Below are 19,298 nucleotides of genomic sequence, written 5' to 3' on the forward strand. Positions count from 1 at the left end.
CCCACGTCCCGGCAGGGGCCGACCATGCCCGGACGCCCCCTCCGAGCCCCGCGGCGACAGGCACCCGAGTCCAGCCCTCGGCGGAGAGCCGGTCTGCTTTCACCGCCCTGCTCGAACCGAACGGTAGCCGAACACACCACCAATTGACTCGAGGGAAACAACTGGAGTATCAGACGTCCTCAGGCGAGACAGCACACCGGGCGCGACGCCGGCCTGGCTCAGCGCACGCTCGTCGAGCCGCTGCCGCGGTCGGGCTGAGGTCCGCATGAGCGTGCTTCCGATCAACCCCAGGTCTTGCCGCTGACGAGGGCGGGGACGGCGGTGGGGCGCGACATGACGGAACGGCCCCCGCGGGGGAGCCGGGGGCCGTCGGTCAGCGGGCAGCCGCAGGGGAGTCGGCTGCCCGGGTCTTCCGGGTGCGAACGTGACCCGTTGCCTAATCAGTTGAGCGCGTCGGAGATGTCGCTCTGCCAGTACGTGACCTTCGCGCTGTCGTCGATGTACACCGAGCCGCCGGGCAGCGAGACGGAGGTGGCGGTGTCGGAGCCCTCGAGGTACACCTCCAGCTTGGTGACCTTGGTGCCATTCGTGCCGGAACCATCGGCGCTGGAGGTGAGGATGCCCGCGTAGCCGGACTTGCCGGGCGCGAGGGTGACGACGGCCTGCGGCTTCGTGGCCTCCACGACCGGGGTGGCCGCCTGCCCGTCGTCGAACCGCAGCGCGGGGGCGCCCGGGAGGGAGCAGGTGGCACCGGACTTGTTGGTGGCCTGGAGCAGCAGGTAGTTGACCGGCCGGGGGGCCTTGGTGACGCTCATGGACACCTTGTCCGGATCACAAGTGCCGACCTTGGAGCCGCCCCCTTGAGCGCCGCCCTGGGCACCGGCGTCGGCGCCGCCTCCCGCGTTCGTGTCCTGCTTCCCGCCGCCCTTGGAGTCGGAGCCCGTGGCAGCGGCCGAACTCTCCGCGGAACCGGACCGCTTGACCCCGTCCGCGTCATCGCTGTTGCACGCGGCCAGGGTGAGGGCGGCGGCCACGAGGGTCACGCTGGCGACAGCGGTGCGGATGGTACGGGCGTTGGTGGCGGTGATCGACATGGTGGTTCCCCCCAGTGGGATGTGGTCGTCTTGCGGTACGTCTCAAGACTGTCCGGCCCCGCTGGCGTACGGCTGCTGTACCGCTGCCGCACCGCTAACGTCTCACTAACGCGCACCGTCGCGTGGCGGGGCGTCGACCATGACTACCTCCGCTGTCTCCAACGGGCAGCGCTGGACGGTCCGTTCCGGCCCGGAGCACGGCACCGTCGGCGGCACGCCGTCCACCATCGGGATGTCCGGCTCCGCGCCATGACACGCAACCTCCTCTCGCCCCGTGCCCTCTTCCATGTCGGCCATGACCGTACGCACAGGCGTGCGCGGTCCCGGCCGTACACCGGCTGACCTACCTCACGAGGACACACCGCCGTGACACCCGACGAACACTTCGACCGCACCTCCGACGGTCTCATCGACCGTCGGCGCGCAGCCCCTTGCGTTCCTCGGGAAACGCACGGCTCGGTTCACGGGGAATCGGCTCACCATGCGTCGGCGACACCGGACAGGTGCGTAGCCGCCCCCGCTGCCGACCGTTCCGAGGACACCGGTCGTCGGCGTTCCGGCCCTCGCCGGCCGGCGGACGGCCCACCGAGGAACCGGGGCACATACGGGCCGGTGGTGGTGCGCCGCCTCGCGCCCCGGACCGTATGACGCTCGCCGGCACCCGGGCCGTCCGGGCGCACGCCGGAATCGCAGGAGCCGTCCGAGCCGCCGTCTGTCCTGGCACAGACGGCCTCGATGCACACGACCGACTTGGGGCAGACGTGCCGGAACTTGTACTGCATGCCAATGGACGCACCTGGACCCTGGACGCGTCCCGTAGCTACACCATCGGGCGCGACCATCAGGCCGACATCTCGTGCATCGACCGCCGAGTCTCCCGGCGGCACGTCACGATCCGCTGCGACAGCGGGACGTGGGTCATCGAGGACCTCGGCAGCGCGAATGGCACGTTCGCGGAGGGACGCCGCATCCAGCGGATCGAGATCGGCCACGGTTCGATCGTCCGGCTGGGGGACGTCTCCAGCGGCATGCGGCTGGACTTCACCGGGGCCCCCGGCGCCTCACCGGCGGTGGGTGGCGACCACGCGGGTGCTGCCGCGCAGGTCCGCGCGGCGGTGCACCAGGGCGAGGCCCGTGAGGAGGCCCGAGGTGCCACGGGTCGGGGTACGTCGGCGGCCCCCGCCGCACCCCCGGTGGCGCCCGGTGCCCGGGAGGGGACGGCTCCGGGAGCCCCGGCGGGCGCGGCAGCTTCAGCGTGGCCGGCGGCCCCGACCGGTAGGGCTGCCCCCACCGGCGCGGCGGCGGGTTCCGCCCCCTCCGGCCCGCCCGCCTCGGACCCGTCGATTTCCGGCCCGTCGGCCGCGTCGGCACGACCGGCGACCGCGTCGGCTCCGGCCCCGGCCCCCGCCCCGTCGTCCTCCGCTGCCCGGCCGCCTCGCGAGCCGAAGCCCGCCAGGGTCACCGAACCGAGGCCCGAGTACGAGGCTGCCCCGGCCGACGGCCCCTTCCGGCCCCTCCCCCACCGCGGCGCATCCGGCCCCGTCAATGCCCCCCTGTCTGGGGCCACCGCACGCGCGGGCGACGCCCGGGACCCCCATCACCCCACCCGGCCCGACGGAGACAGAGACGGGCCCCGTGGAGCGGCCGCGGCACTCTTCATCGACCGGGACCCGTCGGGCGTCCACCCGATCGTCCTGGGACAGCAGCTGCGCATCGGCCGCGCGCAGGACAACGAACTCGTGGTGGAGAGCCCGCACGTCTCCCGCCACCACGCGGAGTTCCGGCCCTTGCCCGATGGCCGCTTCGAGATCGTCGACCTCGGCAGCCACAACGGCACCTATGTCAACGGGCAGCCCGTGGACCGCCGGATCATCGGCCCGTACGACATCGTCGGTGTCGGCCACTCCACCTTCCGCCTCGCCGGGGACCGGCTGGAGGAGTTCGTCGACACCGGTGAAGTCTCCTTCGCGGCCCGGAACTTGACGGTGACGGTGGGGCGTGGCAAGACCATCCTGGACGACGTCTCCTTCGGTGTCCCGGAGAAGTCGCTGGTGGCGGTGATCGGGCCGTCCGGCTCCGGGAAGTCCACGCTCCTGCGCGCGCTCACCGGCTACCGGCCCGCCGACCGCGGCCAGGTCCTCTATGACCACCGCGATCTCTACACCCAGTTCGCCGAGCTACGACGCCGTATCGGCCTCGTTCCGCAGGACGACATCCTGCACAAGGAGCTGACCGTCGACACCGCTCTGACGTACGCAGCCAGGCTCCGCTTCCCCGGTGACACCAAGGCCGCCGAGCGCAAGGCCCGTATCGACGAGGTGCTTCAGGAGCTGAGACTCGACGTCCACCGGGACAAGAAGGTCGCCTCGCTCTCCGGCGGTCAGCGCAAGCGGGTGTCCGTCGCCCTGGAACTGCTGACCAAGCCCTCTCTGCTCTTCCTCGACGAGCCCACCTCAGGTCTGGACCCGGGCCTGGACCGCGACGTCATGAAGTTGCTGCGGGGGCTCGCCGACGACGGCCGCACCGTCCTGGTGGTAACGCACTCCGTCGCCGAACTGGCCCTGTGCGACCGCGTGTTGGTGCTGGCTCCCGGTGGCTCCATGGCCTACTTCGGTGCCCCGGACGAGGCCCTGGACTTCTTCGGCCACGACAGCTGGGCTGATGTCTTTTCCGCCTTCGAGAACCATCGCGACGACAACTGGGGCGGGCGCTGGCGGGCTTCCCCGCAGTACGAGCGATGCGCCGCGGAGACCGCCTCGGCCGTACCGCCGCAGGAGCCGGGCACCCTTCCGGCGCAGCCGCCCGCGCGAGCCGCGCAGCCCAAACCACAGCGCTGGACCGGGCAGTTGTGGACCCTGATCCGCCGCTATGTGTCGGTCATCGCCTCCGACAAGGGCTTCATGGCGCTGATGCTGCTGCTCCCGGCCGTACTGGGCGGAGTCAGCTGTCTGATTCCGGCGACGTACGGACTCGCCCCGCCACCGCCCGACAGCCGATTCCGCTACAACCAGGAGGCCGGAACCATTTTGCTGGTGCTGGTCGTCGGCATGTGTTTCTCCGGCGCGGCCAACTCCGTACGCGAATTGATCAAGGAACGGGTGATCTACGAACGGGAGAGAGCCACAGGTCTGTCCCGGTCCGCGTATCTGATGTCGAAGGTGGTCGTCCTCGGTCTGATCACCGCGATGCAGGGTGTTGTCATCTGCGCGATCGGCTTCTCCGTCCGGCAACTGCCCGCCCAGGGACTGCTCATGCCCACGGCGGTCGAGGTCTGTGTGGTGATCGGTGCGCTGGGCTTCACGTCCATGATGTTCGGCCTGGTCATCTCCGCGCTGGTGAGGACCTCCGAGAAGACCATGCCGCTGCTGGTGATGTTCGCCGTCGTCCAGGTCGTCTTCACCGGCGTCCTCTTCAAGCTGTTCAACTCTCCGGGCATCGAACAAGTCGGCTGGCTGATGCCCGCCCGCTGGGCGGTCGCGGGCGCCGGGACCACACTCGACCTGGCGCACACGATGCCGCCCTGGAATCTCGACAAGCCGGACGATCTCGACCCGCTGTGGGCCCACACCGCCACCCAGTGGGGCATCGACCTCGGCGTGCTCCTGGCGATCAGTCTGGTCTGCGGCTTCACCGTGGCCCGCCTGCTACGTCGGCACGAACCCGAGGTCATGCGCGACGAGTAGTGCTTCGTCAGGTGCTGGATCCGTGGTACACGGCCGGATAGTTGATGTTAATGATCTGTTCTGCGTGGAACTCTGTTCGCCGCGGGTCGGAACCGACCGGCGCAAGCATCAACCGGGCGGACAGCGGTTTCCCCCACCGTGCGGACAGTGCTGCCATATCCCTGATCATGGCGACGATCTCGTGCTCGGGAACCGAGCCGGGCAAGGGGATCGTGTCCAGACCCGCACCGCAGACCGACGAATACGCGAGCACCGAGTCGGCGTCGATCCGGCCCTCCTGCCAGGCGTGTGCGAGCACCCTGTCTTCGAGTATGGGGAGCATCAGACCCGCGTATCCGACGGTGGGTTGGCTGACCGTCCGGATACCGGCCGTCACAGCAGCGCAGGTCGCGATGGTGCCAGGCGAACCGAACCGGATACCGCCGACGCGTTCGAGGAACTCTCCGATGCTGGCATCGGGTGCGCAGGCCGGCGACGGATCGAAACCATGGAACAGCAGACCGCGTCGTTCGCACGACGGTCTCAGCAGGCCTTCGATGGCGGCGAGTTGTTCCTCCAGACATGTCCTGGTCAGTTGTGTCGCCTCCGCGAGGTCACGGGGGCGATCCGCTCGGGCGCGGGCGAGCAGCGTGCCGGTCGACTGCAACCCCACGCTCACGCCTGCACGAAGGCCGTCGCTGAAGGATCCCGGGAACAACGGAGCGTTGGCGTTCAGGTTGGCGGCTGCCGCGAAGCGGAAGTTGGCATCTCCGTCACGGCTCGCCAACTCGCGGATGACGGACCCGCTGAAATCGACGGCAGCGTGGTCCACGGTGGCACCGTCGGCGACCATAACAGCCATGAACAGCGATGGGTACGCGGTCAACACATCCGCGACGTCAGAAGGCTCGAGATCCACCAGCGCACCAGGCCGCAATGCGGTCAACGAGGCGCTGCCCACGCCCGCACGTCGGCAGCCGTCCACCAGATCAGCTGCGCGCGCGAGGAGTCGGTCGTGGTCCAGCGGCTCGTCGAGTGCCGGGCTGGACAGGCGGACCGTCTGGACGTCGAACCCGGCCCGCGCGATCTCGTCACCGATCTCCCGTGCCTTCTCACCGTATTCGCTGATGCCGGTGACACTGACTCGCCCGTCCTGGAACACTTCGTCAGGGAGGCAGAGGGTCACGGCGCGTATATGAGAAGAGGGCGTAGTATCCATCACTTGTGGAGCACCACCGGAAGTTCGTTCAAGCCCCACGTGAAATTCGACCCGTTGTAACGGGGCGCACCCTCGAGTGTCAGCGACCTCACCATGCTGCGCAGCGTCCGGAGATACGCCGCGATTTCCAGCCTCGCGAGCCGGCTCCCCAGACATATATGGCGGCCCGCACCGAAGCTCAGATGCCGGTTGCCGGTCCGTCCGACGTCGAACGTGTCCGGGTTGTCGAATATCTCTTCGTCTCGGTTGGCTGAGCCGATCCAGGTCACGACGCGTTGGCCGGGCGCGATCTCGACCGCACCGATCCGGACTGCCTCGGTCGCGGTCCGCAGCACATGCATTCCGGGCACCGACCAGCGCAGTCCTTCCTCGGTGGCGATGGCCGGGTCGACATCCCCTCGGGCGATTCGACGCCACTGGTCCGGGTGCTCCGCCAGCTGATGCGTAAGCGCTGCCAGCGTGTACCGGGTCGTTTCGTTCCCACCGGCCAGAATGCCGCTGAAGTTGAAGACCAGTTCCTCGTCGGTCAGTTGCGGACTGCTGTGAGTCCGAGCGGTGATCCCGCTGATGAAGTCGTTCGTGGCGGTTCTGCGGTTCTCCTTCACCATGTCGGTGAAATACTTGAAAATCTCACCGTTTGCCGCGATACGGCGAACTTCCGAGGGAGATTCGAAGGCCTCGGTGGTCTGTTTCCCTATCCATTCCCAGTCTGAACGGGGTAACCCCATGATCGCGCAGATGACATCGGTCGGGATGCGTTCCAGATGCTTGATCAGATCCGGTTCCGGGTACTGAAGGGCCGTGGCCACGACATCGGCGACGACTTTCTCCACATACGCTTCGGCCCTGCCGAGAATCTCATGCGAGAACGGCTGGATGAGCACGCGCTTCATCCGCGTGTGATCGGGCGGGTCGGACACGATGAGCATCTTGTTCGCGACGGCGTCGACGGCGGAGTCCGCCGAGCCCAGCCGCATCCCTTTCACCGAGCTCATCCTCGTGGTGTCTCTGTGAACGGACACCACGTCGTGGTACTTGGTGACGCTCCAGAACCCCTCCGGCTCCCCGGCCGGATGCTGCCAGGACACTGGATCGTTTGCCCGGTACCAGGCGAAGACCTCGTAGAACGTGGTTCCCTGGAACAGACCTGGCTCGAACAGGTCCGGCGCCGTGCGCTGGTTCATCCGCGCACCGCCTGCCCTGGAGCGGTCTCGACCACAGTGTCCGAGAGAAGCCCGATGAGGACGTCGCGGTCCATGAATTCGTGATGATCCGCATCGATCACGTGATGGCCTTGATGGTCCGTCGTTCTCTCCTGCCACCCGGACATCTGCTCGGTGGTGACGATACTGTCGCGGCGTCCCGACACCGATCGGAGCGATGTACGCGTCAGCGGTGCGGACGGTACTCGATAGTCGGCCATGAGACGCAGGTCGGAGCGCATCGTCGCGACGGCGTAACCGGCGGACTCGGACTCACGGACCCAGGGAGGCAGCAGGGCCGTCAACTCCGCCAGGGGCGGGTTCGCCGCGGGGAAGGTGCTCCAGTACTCCGGCGATCGGGCCGCGGCCACCACCAGCGAACCAGGCGCCGCCCCTTCGGCTTCGAGCTTTCTCGCAACCTCATAGGCGATGACCGCACCGAGGCTGATGCCGAGGAAAACCATCGGTCCGCTTCGGCTCGGATCGCGTAATTCGGAGCTGAGGCAATCGACAACCTCGGACAGGTTGCTCGGCGAGGGCTCCCGCAATCGATCCTCGCGCCCCGGCAGCTGCACCCCCATCAGGTTCAGTCCCGGGGGACACGCCGACGCGATCGATCGCAGGCGCAGGCAACCCGCGCCCGACTGCGGGAACACCACCACTGTCGTGGCGGCGCTCACGTCGGCCGCGGTGAAGGATCGCAGATAGGTCACGCCGGCCTCGTCTCGTCGATCAGGGTGGCCAGTGCCCGAGGAGTCCTGGCCGTGAGGACATCGGTGATCGAGACGGTGACCTCGAGCTCCGCTTCTATCCGAGAGGCCAGTTGAGCGGCAAGCAGTGAATGTCCACCGACGGCGAAGAAGTCGGAGTCCGCGGAGACGCTGTGTCCGAACACTCCGCTCCAGGCACTGAGGACGCTGTCGAGGACGTGACCGTCATGCACGGGCTGGGCGTCGTCCGCACCCCCATCATCCTGGCGGGACCGTTCGGCATCGCCGAGCGCGGCCACCTCGCGACGCGAAACCTTACCGGTCGGCTCGAGGGGAACGTCGACGATGCCATGCAGGAACGTCGGGCACAGCTGTCGTGGCAACCGGGCGGCAAACCGGGAGGTGAGCTGCTCTCGCAGGCCATGGTCCAGTGGGGCGCCGGATACCGTTTGGAGACCGATGGCGAGTGTGTGCGGATCGCCTCGCAGATAGGCCACCGCCCTTGCGATGTCCGGTATTTCGCAGGCAATGCTCTCGATCTCTTCAAGCTCGATGCGAAAGCCCCCGACTTTGACCTGATCGTCGATCCTGCCGAGGCAATTCAGCTGCCCATCGGCGCGCAGTACCCCAAGGTCACCCGTACGGAAATATCGGGCCCCGTTCCAGTCGATGAACCGATCCGCGCCCGCCGCGCTCGTGCTGACGTATCCGAGGGCGACTCCGGTGCCACCGATGAGGATCTCACCGGTGACGCCGGCGGGGACCTCGTTCAGGTGGGCATCGACGACGGTGACGGTGTAGCCCGACAACGGACGACCGGTCGAGCGGGGGTCGTCGCCGCGAGCGGTATCGGCCATGGTGGCGGCGATGGTGGTTTCGGTCGGGCCGTAGACGTTGATCACTCGGTCGGCGATCTCCTGGAGCCGAACGACGAGGGAGTCCGGGCAGTGCTCTCCGGCCACCACGGCAACCTCGACCGGCGGGAGCTTCTCGATCGCCGCGTAGAGCGAGGGGGTCATGCAGAGGTTGTCGATCTGCCGTGCGGCCAGGGCCTGTGCCACGTTCCCGAGCGTGGGGTCGATCGCGACGCAGGTGACGCCGTTGACGAAGGGAGTGAGTATCGACCACAGCCAGCCGTCGAAACCAGGAGAGACAACCGAAACGGCTCGACTGCCCGGCCGGTATCCCAGCGATTCGGCATTGTCCAGGAGGTTCTCCAAGGCGGCGCATCCGACGCGAACGCCCTTCGGGCGACCGGTGGTACCTGAGGTGTAGACGACGTACGCCTCCGCTCCGCGCTCCCTTCCGGTCGCGTCGCCGTAACCGAGCTCGGCGAGGGTAGGGCCGGTGGACTGGGTCTCGGAGTGGGACGTCTCGATGACCATGAGGCCCAGGTCTGCGGCATTCGGTTCCGATGACACGAGCGCCGAGCAACCGGCATCCTGCGTTGTCCAGCGCAGCCGCTCGACCGGGTGCCGTTCGTCGAGCAGCACCGCCGACGAACCGTTTGCCCAGATCGCCAGCAGGCTGCTCAGCGCGTAGCGCGACCGGCCGGCCATCACGGCGACTCGATCGCCCGCCTCGACTCCAGCCCGCTCAAGTCGCCCGGCCAGCGTCCGCGTCGAAGTGGCGATTTCTCCCCAGGTCAGCTCGCCGTCGTCGATCCCGATGGACCCGATCCCGCCGGGGTACTCGGATGCCCAGCGTTCCAGCGCCTTCATCGCGCGCGATACATGAGGAATGGCTGGAGTGCTGGTTAAAGCAGGTCTACTCACGACATCTCCCCCGTAGGTTCATCAGGAAGCTCCCGGCGCGTCGACTAGTTCGGCACGCCGCCTCCATCATCGCGGCTTGGTGGCCCACAGAATGACATTCGTGCCGAAGAACTTCTTTCGCCAGCCAATTCCTTTGAAACCAAGTCCACTCAGAATTTCGGCGATATGTCGTGGCGACTCGAAGGCGAGCGTACTGGATTCCAGATAGCTGTAGGACGATCGGTCACGGGCCACAACCTGCCCCAGCAGCGGAACGACGGTGCGCACTCCCCACTTCACGACCGGCTTCGCGAGGCCGCTCGGGGGGCACGTTTCGAGAATCACCACCCGGCCACCGGGCTTGAGAACTCGGTACTGCTCGCGAAGCACTCCGTCCAGGTCTTCGACGTTCCTGAGGAGATAGCCCTGGGTGATTCCGTCGATTGACTCGTTTTCGAAGGGCAGGCAGGCTGCGTCCGCCTGCCGCCATCGGACCGCGTCTGCCCCGGACTTGGTCCTCGCACGTCGTAGCATCTCCTCCGAGAAATCGACGCCCGTCACAGTGGCGGCAGGGTACTTGCGTGCCGCCGCCAAGGCGATCACACCGGTCCCGGTGGCCAGGTCCACGAGCTGTCCGCCGGCGGGCGGTGCGACACGTGCGGCCACCTCACGACACCATGCGTCATGACGGCCGAGCGTCATGACAAAGTTCATCCGATCGTAGTACCCGGCGATCTTCTCGAAGATCCCATGCACTTCGGAGCCTTTGCCACGGGGCGTGCGGTCATTGGTCACCGTTGGGGCCTCCTCCAACTGGAATGCTCACCTCTGACTCCGTGCGGTCCAGATGGCGACTGGCCCTGGAGTCCCTTCCGGACACATCCGTCCAGACCATGACCGCAAGAGCGAGGAGCCCGATCAGCGCTGAGCCCACCGACGGTCGCCACGCGAAGAGCAGGAGGCCGAGGAACACCACGGACACATACATGTCGCGTTGGCCGACCAGGTTGTACTCGAGCTGCGTTCGGGCCCGGACCATGGAGATCATGTTAGCCACGGCCGGCAGTGTCATGAGGCCCACATAAGCCAGGCGATCGGGCAGCCCGGTGACCAGAACGAGCACCGGGAACGCGGCATAGACCAGTGTGGTCGCTATCGCGGCGGCCCAGGCGGCGGAGCGCTGTGATGACATGAGCGCTGGAATCGTCCTGAGTCCGGCCGCCTTGTCTCCGGCGTAGTCGGGAACATTTTTCATGATTCCCTTCGCGAAGTACCAGAAGAACAGGAACGCCCCAAGGGCAACTGGCTGGTAGGAGTCGTACTGAGGAATCTCCCACCACGAGTCTCCCAGAAGCGCGCCCGCGATGAACGGTTCGGTGACTGCCATCGCGAACACGGCCATACCTGTGACCGGACGGCCCTTGAGCCGGAATCTCGGTGAGGAGTAGCCGAGAACGAGGAACACGCTGAACACCCAGATGATGCTCTGGGCGAGCGACATCATCAGCGAGAGCACGAGCATGAGGCCCAGGCTTGCGTACACAATCCTCTGGAGCAGCTGCTCGCCTGCTGTTTCGACCAGCTTCAAGCGGCCGGGTACGTTCTTCCCGTCCTCCACCAGGTCCGTCACGGCGTTGTGCGCATTGGCGGCCAGAGGGGCGAGAACATGAAACACGATGCCGAGCACCACCACGAGGTCGAAGCCGTGATCAGCCACGGATACACCCACGCAGTATGAGAGTGGGGTGACCAGAAGTGTACGAGGACGCACGAGCTCAACTATCGCGTTGAAACGTGCCACGCGGCGCATTGGCCACCTCTCATGATGTCGTGCGTTCCAGAAGACATGTACCAGCGGCAGGTACCAGCGGCGGGAGTTCAGATTCTTGTGAGGGTCAGTCCGAACCCGTCACGAGGCCTGAGGGTGATGAGCGCCATGGGTTCTGGCCCTGTGGAGTCCCGCAACGATATCTCGAACTTGTCGACCACATTCATCACCAGCAGACTCATCTCCATCATGGCAAACCCCTTGCCGATGCACATATGGGCACCGGCACCGAAGGGCATATACGTTCCCTTACCGGGTGTGCCGTTCATGAAGCGCTCCGGAATAAATTCGTCAGGCCGTTCCCAGACGGTCGGATCCCTCTGGATAGCTGCGACGTTGAGCATCACAAGCGCTCCTTCGGGAGCCTCGGCCGAGCCGATGAGCGCATCCTTCTTTGCATGCCGTGGAATGGTCGGAGACGGCGGGAACAGCCGCATACTCTCATTGATGACGCATTCCAGAAATGCGCCGCTTCGCAGCTCCTTGTGCCCCCGTGGAGCACCCTCGTGATCCATCGATGCAGACGAACGCACCTCCTGGCGAACGCGCTGCTGAATGTCCGGGTAACACGCGAGCAGATACAGGATCCACGTCAGTGCACTGGCCGTGGTCTCGTACGCGGCCAAGAACGTGGTCAGAACTTCGTCCCGCACCTCGAGATCGGTCAATGGTTCCGCGGCGTCGCCGACTCTGGCCTCCAGCAGAAGATCCAGAAGGTCGCCGTGCTGTTCGTCGGATCTGCGTCGTTCCTGTATGAGCCGATAGACGAGATCATCGAGATTGTGCAAGGTCGAGGTGAATTGACGGTTACGCCGACTCGGCACGCTCACCGGTAAGGAGAACGGCCCCCGGAGCCGACGTTCGACGAAGTCGAGCAGGAACGAGGCCGTTGCCGGCGTGATGATGTCGGACACTGTGTCGCCGTACCGGCTGAACATGCAGATCGACACGCTGTCGAGGGCGACGGCCAGCATTTCCTCGTGAACATTCAGGTCTGTTCGGTCCTGATGTTCCCATCGCCTGGTGCGTTCGGCCATCACGGTGGCCATCTTCCGCTGCATGCCCGCAAGGCTGGAGCGGCTGTACATGGGCTGAAGCGCCCTCCGCCGCTTCAACCAGTTGTCATGGTTCGGATTACTGATCAACCCGTCCCCGAGCACCAGCCTCAGCGGATTCTTGCCGTCCGGCTTGCCGAAGGTATGAATGTCCGAGAGGACAATGTCCGCCGCAGTGCTTCGATTGACGAAAAGTATGCTCTTGGGGCCGACATGGAAAGACGACACTTCACTGCCGTCCGAAGCGGCGTACTGGATGGCATTCAGCAGGTTCGCCCGCAGTCGCAGAGCATCTCCGAGCACCGGAACGCGCACCCCTGGTGCTGTCGGCGACGAGAGAACACCACTGTTATGCCGTATCTGCCTCGTGGGCAATGCGCTGCTTGCAGTTCCCGCCATCCCCGATCCCTCTGGTCAGCCGATGTGTCTCGCAGAGCGCTGGATATGGAGTCCAAATCGAGTACACGGGGAAGACAGTTGCTTCCGCCTACCGCAGGCATACCGAGATCCCCCGTTGTCACGAAGATCTTTCCTACCCCGAAAAGGTCAAGTGGCACAACAATCTGACAGGAAGCTGCCACCCGGTCCAGGGCTTTGTACTTCCTATGAGCCCGTAGCACGATCATGGCTGGTATGCAGTCCAACGGGACGAAGCTGTCGTGGAGTTCGAGACGTCTTTCCCCGCGGATGGCAAGGCGTTGACGTGGTGCAGGGGAACGAGCGTGTGCGCCGACTCTTGGACGCCGGTCTTCAAAGCTCCCTTCGCATGAGAACGCACATCGTCTCGTGGCGACGCATCGATCCGTCAGGACCTTCCTCGTCCCAGGCATCGGGTTCGCGGCCGAACGCGCTGTAGCCCAGGCGCTCGTACAAGGCGCGAGCCCGAGGGTTGTTCTCCTCCACGGCGAGTTCGGCCCTGCGCAGGCCGCGGCTCCTGATCCTCTGCTCGGCGGCTCGGATCAGCAGCGTTCCCAGACCGCGGGACTGGAGTGCCGGAATCACAGCGAGCTGCCACAAGGTCCCGGCTCCGTTGGAAACCTGATAGTCGATACCGCCGATCGCGACCGGCAGATCCGGGTGCGGCCCCCTCGTTCATGCTCCCCTCGGGCCGGTCAGGAATACACCGGCACCGGCAGTGAGCAGATGTTGTACCTGTTGCCTACACAGCAGGCGGTCAGGGCGAGGCGGATCACGCCTTCACCGGGCTTCGGCGACGACGTTTCCGTTGCGGTCCTTGGCCCAGATCGCGCCGTCGCCGAGCTGATCGCCACGGGATCCGCGTCTCTCCAGCGTGCCGGAATGTGGTCGGTACGTCGTTAGCGCTGAGTACACAACTGCGTTGATAATGAGTGCACTTGTGGCTGATACAGGGGGCACCCCACAGCGCGTCGGCTGCCTGGGCCGGCCGGACCACCGCCCCGCCTCTCTCCGCACCGCCCCCCACCGGCCGGGATCAGCAGATGTCGCGGTACGGGACCTCAGGGATGTACGTGGACCAGTCGGCGCGCGACAGGCCGCCGCCCGCGCGTTCGCAGACGGCGGCGGTGGCGCGGGCGGGGTCGACGGGGTAGGCCCTGAGGGGGGTCCGGGCCCCGGCCACGAGCAGGGTCCGGTCGTCGGGGCTGAACGCGATCGCCAGGACGGGGTCGGCAGCGGTGCTGAGCGTGGTCCCCAGCGGGCGCCCCGAGGCGGCGTCCCACAGCTGGACCGTGCCTTTCGTGCCCGCCACGGCCAGTGTCGCGCCGTCGTGCGAGTAGGCGAGGGCGGCCACCGGCTCCTCCTTCCGGGCTTGGCCCGAGTACGTTCCGGAGAGCGAGCCCAGGGAGCGCACCCCGTCGCCGTCGTACACGGTCACCCGGTCGTAGGGGCCGCCCAGGGCGAGCCGTTCGCCGTCGGGGCTGTAGGCGAGCGCGTGGGCGTCCATCTGCCCGATGGCACCCGGGGCCCGGTGGGCCGAGGGCAGGGTGAAGCCGATCCCGTGCGTGGTCGCCAGCTGTCGCCCGTCGGGGCGCACCGCCATGGCCCCGGCCGGAGGAACAAACCAGGTGCCTGTTCTGCCAGGGGCCTTCTCGGTATGCCGCGCCGCCTTTGTGCGGCGCTGTGCATCCCACTGCTCCAGGAAGGCTCCGGGGTCCGGCCGGAGGGCGAAGAGAGAGGAGCCGTCCGGGCTCAGCGCGATGGCATCAGCGCTCTCCGTCTCCTTGATGTCCGTCGCGAGCACCAGCTCCGCCCGCTTGCGGTTCTCCCGCAGATCCCACACCGTGATCCGTTCCGGGCGCGCCCCGGTCCGTGCCCGGTCCCCCGGGGCGTCCCGTACCTGCTGCGCGCCGACCCCATAGGCCAGAGTCCGCCCGTCGCCGCTGAACGCCAGGTGCGCCCAGCACTGCTCGCTCTTCCTCAGCGGCCGGTCGGCCGTGCCGCAGTCGACCGGCGGCAGCGAGGCCGCCCGGCTGCCGCCGTCGGTACGCCGCGCCTCGAACCGCATCCGCCTCCCGTGGAGGCGAGCCGTGACGACCAACCGCCCGTCGGGGCTGAACGCGGCCTTCTGGGCTGGTTCCCGGCGCCGGGGGGAGGCGGTGGCATCGCCCAGGAACAGCGTCCGCACGGCGTCGGTGCCGTCGCCGATCCCCTCCTGGTACCGGATCACGCCCCGGTCCAGATCGAGCCAGTGGCCCGGGGCGTACTCGCTGGCCAGCCGGTGCGAGTAGACCGCCTTGGCGGAATCCGCGGAGATCCGCCACAGCGTGATCTTCTGGTCGCCCACCGTGGAGACGAACCGCCCGTCGCGGCTGAATCGGACGCCGTCCAGCGTGTCGGCGTCGTAGGGGATCCGCAGTGTCTTCCCGGACCTCAGGTCCCAGATGACCGGCTTCTCGCTGCCGACCACCAGCCTGCGGCCCTGCGGATCGAACTCCCACGCCTTGCCGCTGTCGGGGATCTTGCCGCTACCGCAGACGGCGCGCGACAGCGCCGCCGCGCGGGGCGGGCGCACCTGACGCCGCGCGGCGATGTCCCAGAGCTCCAGGGAATGCCCCACGCACAGCGTCACGAGCCGGTCGTCCGGACTTGCGACCGCTGGGTAGATGTCCTTGCCCGTACGCTGGAACACCAAGCGCCCGCGCCGCACATCCCACAGCCCGACCGAGTGGTCGTCGGCAAGGAGCACCGTGCGCCCGCTCGGGGCGTACACGGCGTTCGTGTCCTCGGTGTAGGGAGCAGGGCGCGGGCCGACCGGCTTCCCGGTGTCGAGGTCACGGGTTGTCAACCGACCGCCCGCCGCCACCAGCAACCGCCGTCCGTCCGGGGACAGGTCCACCACCTGCTCCTCGCCGGCCAGGCGGAGTCCGCCAGTCCGGCGGTGGCCGGCGACATCCCAGCGCTCTGCCCGGCCGGCCGCGACGCGCACCAGCGTCCGCCCGTCCGCGCTGAAGTATTCGTCCCCGTCGACGTCCGCGCCGGGCACGGTGAAGGAGTCCTGCTCCTGCTGCGTCACCGCCCCCAGCAGCGCCGCTCGCGCCTCGTCCGTGTGGCTGATCCGCCACGCGGCGGCGCTCAGCCGCAGCGCCGTCACCGGGTCGGCGGAGCGCATGGTCTCCGCGATCGACGCGACGCGGCGCGAGGTGGCCTCCGCGCGGCGCCGGTCGCCCTCGCGGTTCTGCTGCCAGGCCACCGTGCCCGCCACCATCGCCAGGACGAGCAGCAGGGACAGCGTGCCGACCACGGCCCGGACCCGGCGGCGCTCGCGTTGGCGCCCGCCGCTGCTCGCGGTGAGGAACGCCCGCTCCAGAGAGGTGAGGGCGGCTCGCTCCCGGTCCGAGCCGAACGCCTCCTCCGCCTCCACCAGCCGCGCCCCGCGGTACAGCGCGCCCGGTTCCCGGTGCAGCTCCTGCCATGCCCGCGCGGCTTCCATCAGTTTCCGCTGGACGCGCAGCCGTCCGCGATCCTCCTCGATCCAGCCCCGCAGCCGCGGCCAGGCGGTGATCAGCGCCTCGTGGGCGAGGTCGACCACCCCGTCGTCCACGGTCACCAGGCGGGCCCGGACCAGGCGCTCCAGCACCACCGACGTGTCGTCCGACGCATCCCCCGGTGTTCCGTCCGCGTCCAGCTCCGCCCGGTCCGCCGGGCGCCTGGTGTCTTGTGCGCCCTCGCCCGGGGTGATCAGCCGCAGCAGGATCCGGCGGGCCAGCTCCGCCTGGCGCGCGGACAGTTCGCCGTGGACCCGCTCCGCCGTCGCGGCGATCGCGCCGTGGACCCCGCCCACGGACTCGTACGCCTCCTCCGTCAGCGTCCGTCCGCGCCGTCGGCGCCAAGTCTCCAGCAGGGCATGGGACATCAACGGCAGACCGCCCGGCTCGTCGGCGACCTCGGCCACGATCCGGGCGGTCAGCGACCGCTCCACGATCAGGCCCGCCGCGGCGGCAGGCCGCACGATCGCCTCGCGCAACTCGGCCGGTCCCATCGGGCCGACGAGCAGCGTGGCGCCCCGCAGCGCGGCGGCCAGCCCGCGGTGTTCGGCGCAGCGGCCGAAGAAGTCGGCCCGTACGGCGACGACGACGCGCAGCCGACTCTCCGGTTCACGCGCCGAGAGCAACCCATCGATGAACTCGCCCCGCTCCGCTGAATCCTGACAGAGCGTGAACACCTCCTCGAACTGATCGACGATCAGCCAGGTGTCGCCGCCCCCCGCCTTCGGGATCAGCGCCGCGCGGTGCGTACGGACCGGGTGCTCACCCGGCGTCAGGACCCGGATGACGACGGGCGGCGGTGCCGCCGACGGGGCGCCACCGCCGTTCCCGGGGTTCCGGAGCGCGGGGATGAGGCCCGCCCGCAGGAGCGAGGACTTGCCGCTTCCCGAGGGGCCGAAGACGGCAGTGAACCGATTGCTCCGCGCCAGCTCCACAACGTCGGCCACGAGCCTGTCACGGCCGAAGAAGCGCTCGTGATCGCCCGGTTCGAAGCGGGTCAGGCCACGATAGGGCGGGTCGACGGCGGCGGCGTCCTCGGCCCGCTCCCCGACCGCCGCCTCCGCCGCCTCCGTGGCCGCCTCCCGCCAGCGCTCCTCCCACTCCGCCCGGTCCCCGCCACAGACCTCCACGTACGCCAGCGCCACCGGCAGCGAGGGCAGTTGCTCGCCCGCCGCCGCCTGGGACAGGGCCGTGACCGAGTACCGCACCCGCTGCGCCATCGCACGGTAGGTCGGCCCTCCGGCCTCCTGACGCAGCTTGCGCAACTCGTAAGCGAAGCGCTGAACCGGACCCGCGCTCGGGTCCACCGGCCTCTCACGACGGCCCACCCGTTCTCCCCTTGTTGCCCTGCTCCCCGTCGCCCCCCAACCACCAGCGCTTTCGCCATTGTTCAGTGCTTCGGAAGAGGGCTGCTGAACAACCGTACAGCCGTTGGAATGGCGGAGCGGTCGCGCGCCGAGCCCCAGGGGGAGAGAGCGCACGGGCCGTCCGCTGATGTCTACGTGAAAGGCAGCAATGTTGAAAAAGTTGCTCAGTACCCGGGGTGTCCGCGGTGCGATGGTGCCGTGGGCCGCGCTGACGCTGGCCGCGAGCACGATGCCGGCGATGGCCGCTGCCTCCGCGACCGAGTCCACTCCGTCCGTGGGCTCGCCGCATGCCTCCGGGTGGAGCGAGTCGAGGGTGACGCCGGGCAACGCCCCGCTCTTCGCCTCCACGCGGCCTGACGCGCAGACGACGTGGGTGGCGGGGACGCGGTTCGTCCCCAAGGAGGACAACAACTTCCAGATGGTACCCACCCTGTGGGAGCGCGACGAACGCAAGGGCTCCGGCTGGAAGCGGGTGAAGACGCCGCCCGTGCCAGGGTCCGACGACATCCGGTACAACGACGTCGACACCTCTTCGCCGCGCAACGGCCTCGTGGTCGGTGACTACGCCGAACAGCTCGGCGGCGTGGTCACGCAGCGCTGGAACGGCAAGGCGTGGAAGTCCGCTGTCGCTCCGGTGCCCCGGGGGACCACAGGCGCCGGCTTGACCTCCGTCGACACCCGCGCTCCCGGCGATGCCCGGGGAGCGGGCGCGGCGCAGGTACCTGTCTCCGGAGGCGGCTCCCACATTGTCGGAATGCTCCAGCACTGGGACGGCACCCGCTGGAAGGCGCAGAAGCTGCCGGACGTCGGTGCGGGGGCCAGGGACCACTGGCAGCTGTCGAGCGTCACCGCGCTCGCCGCCGACGACGTGTGGGCCGTGGGCGGCACGGGCTTCATCAAGCCCGGGAAGCCGGTGCTGCTGCACTACGACGGCGCACGCTGGAGCAAGGTCGCCGTTCCCGGCGTCGGTGCCGCGCGCGCAGGGCTGAACGCGGTCGTCGCCGGGCCGGGCGGGCAGGTGTGGGCCGTGGGGCAAACCCAGGCGCCTGACGGCTCCTGGCAGGCGCTGGCGCTGCGCTACGACGGCAAGAAGTGGACCAACGTCCCGCTGCCGAAGGGGACCAAGGAGCTGGCCTCGGTCGCGATCAGTCAGGGTGCCCCTGTCGTCGTGGAGTGGAAGACGGAGGACACCAGCGCAGCGCTCCGCTGCCATGCCGCCATCCAAGCAGACCCGCTCCCACCCGACCACGCGGTTCGCCCCGCACCAGAGGCGGCATCCAAACGACCTCCTCTACGGCCATGCGCTCGAGGGAAGCCGGCGTGTCTGCCGACGACCGTTCTCGCACTTCTTGCTGTTGCCGATGTCCGGCGCGTTCAGGACACCCAGTCTCCATGTCGGTGGTCAGTGCCATGATGCCCGGCACGTTCGACAGCACAGGAGC

The 19,298-nt window shown here is 68.1% G+C and carries 11 protein-coding genes and 1 pseudogene; 2 read left to right on the forward strand and 10 right to left on the reverse strand.

Going from position 1 to position 19,298, the window contains the following annotated elements:
- Window positions 1-440: 440 nt before the first annotated feature.
- Complete coding sequence (locus JK363_RS17585) at window positions 441-1,094, reverse strand: DUF4232 domain-containing protein (RefSeq protein ID WP_201875856.1); 654 nt, start codon at window positions 1,092-1,094, stop codon at window positions 441-443.
- A 761-nt stretch (window positions 1,095-1,855) separates the two neighbouring features.
- Here JK363_RS17585 and JK363_RS17590 point away from each other — a divergent pair.
- The gene (locus JK363_RS17590) at window positions 1,856-4,777 is read left to right on the forward strand and encodes an FHA domain-containing protein (RefSeq protein ID WP_201875857.1); all 2,922 of its coding nucleotides are present in this window, start codon (window positions 1,856-1,858) and stop codon (window positions 4,775-4,777) included.
- A gap of 7 nt (window positions 4,778-4,784) precedes the next feature.
- Here the strand turns inward: JK363_RS17590 and JK363_RS17595 are convergent, their stop codons facing one another.
- The 9 genes and pseudogenes from JK363_RS17595 to JK363_RS17635 all read right to left on the reverse strand — a co-directional run bounded on the left by JK363_RS17595 (window position 4,785) and on the right by JK363_RS17635 (window position 17,817).
- Window positions 4,785-5,942 (reverse strand): DUF711 family protein, encoded by a 1,158-nt coding sequence (locus tag JK363_RS17595; protein WP_201875858.1) that lies wholly within the window; start codon window positions 5,940-5,942, stop codon window positions 4,785-4,787.
- Between the two features lie 32 nt (window positions 5,943-5,974).
- Window positions 5,975-7,159 (reverse strand): cytochrome P450, encoded by a 1,185-nt coding sequence (locus JK363_RS17600; protein WP_201875859.1) that lies wholly within the window; start codon window positions 7,157-7,159, stop codon window positions 5,975-5,977.
- Entirely contained in the window at window positions 7,156-7,890 is a 735-nt protein-coding gene (locus JK363_RS17605; RefSeq protein WP_201875860.1) for a thioesterase II family protein, read from the reverse strand. The genes JK363_RS17600 and JK363_RS17605 overlap by 4 nt, the downstream gene beginning before the upstream one ends.
- Window positions 7,887-9,662, reverse strand: coding sequence for a non-ribosomal peptide synthetase (locus tag JK363_RS17610; protein WP_201875861.1), 1,776 nt, complete (start codon window positions 9,660-9,662; stop codon window positions 7,887-7,889). The genes JK363_RS17605 and JK363_RS17610 overlap by 4 nt, the downstream gene beginning before the upstream one ends.
- Window positions 9,663-9,728: 66 nt before the next feature.
- Window positions 9,729-10,436: a ubiquinone/menaquinone biosynthesis methyltransferase gene (locus tag JK363_RS17615; protein WP_201875862.1), complete on the reverse strand. Its 708-nt coding sequence runs from the start codon at window positions 10,434-10,436 to the stop codon at window positions 9,729-9,731.
- Entirely contained in the window at window positions 10,426-11,451 is a 1,026-nt protein-coding gene (locus JK363_RS17620) for a UbiA family prenyltransferase (RefSeq protein ID WP_236075872.1), read from the reverse strand. The genes JK363_RS17615 and JK363_RS17620 overlap by 11 nt, the downstream gene beginning before the upstream one ends.
- A 68-nt stretch (window positions 11,452-11,519) precedes the next feature.
- Window positions 11,520-12,839 carry a cytochrome P450 gene (locus tag JK363_RS17625; protein WP_201875864.1) on the reverse strand — a complete coding sequence of 440 codons (1,320 nt, stop codon included), beginning with the start codon at window positions 12,837-12,839 and terminating at the stop codon, window positions 11,520-11,522.
- 435 nt (window positions 12,840-13,274) lie between these two features.
- Window positions 13,275-13,598 (reverse strand): annotated as a pseudogene (locus JK363_RS17630) (GNAT family N-acetyltransferase); the annotation flags it as partial.
- 379 nt (window positions 13,599-13,977) lie between these two features.
- A complete protein-coding gene (locus JK363_RS17635) occupies window positions 13,978-17,817 on the reverse strand; it encodes an nSTAND1 domain-containing NTPase (RefSeq protein ID WP_201875865.1) in 3,840 nt (1,279 codons plus the stop codon).
- A 199-nt stretch (window positions 17,818-18,016) separates the two neighbouring features.
- On the opposite strand from JK363_RS17635, the gene JK363_RS17640 reads away from it, so the two are divergent.
- On the forward strand, window positions 18,017-19,270 hold the full coding sequence (locus JK363_RS17640; RefSeq protein WP_201875866.1) for a hypothetical protein: 1,254 nt from the start codon (window positions 18,017-18,019) through the stop codon (window positions 19,268-19,270).
- The last annotated feature ends 28 nt before the right edge of the window (window positions 19,271-19,298 follow it).

The sequence above is a fragment of the Streptomyces coffeae genome (assembly GCF_016741875.1).
GTDB classification, from domain to species: Bacteria; Actinomycetota; Actinomycetes; order Streptomycetales; family Streptomycetaceae; genus Streptomyces; species Streptomyces coffeae.

Excerpts from the sequence above, each read along its gene's own strand:
- JK363_RS17585 (WP_201875856.1), bottom strand. The coding sequence starts at position 1,094 with ATGTCGATCACCGCCACCAACGCCCGTACCATCCGCACCGCTGTCGCC.
- JK363_RS17600 (WP_201875859.1), bottom strand. The coding sequence starts at position 7,159 with ATGAACCAGCGCACGGCGCCGGACCTGTTCGAGCCAGGTCTGTTCCAG.
- JK363_RS17620 (WP_236075872.1), bottom strand. The coding sequence starts at position 11,451 with ATGCGCCGCGTGGCACGTTTCAACGCGATAGTTGAGCTCGTGCGTCCT.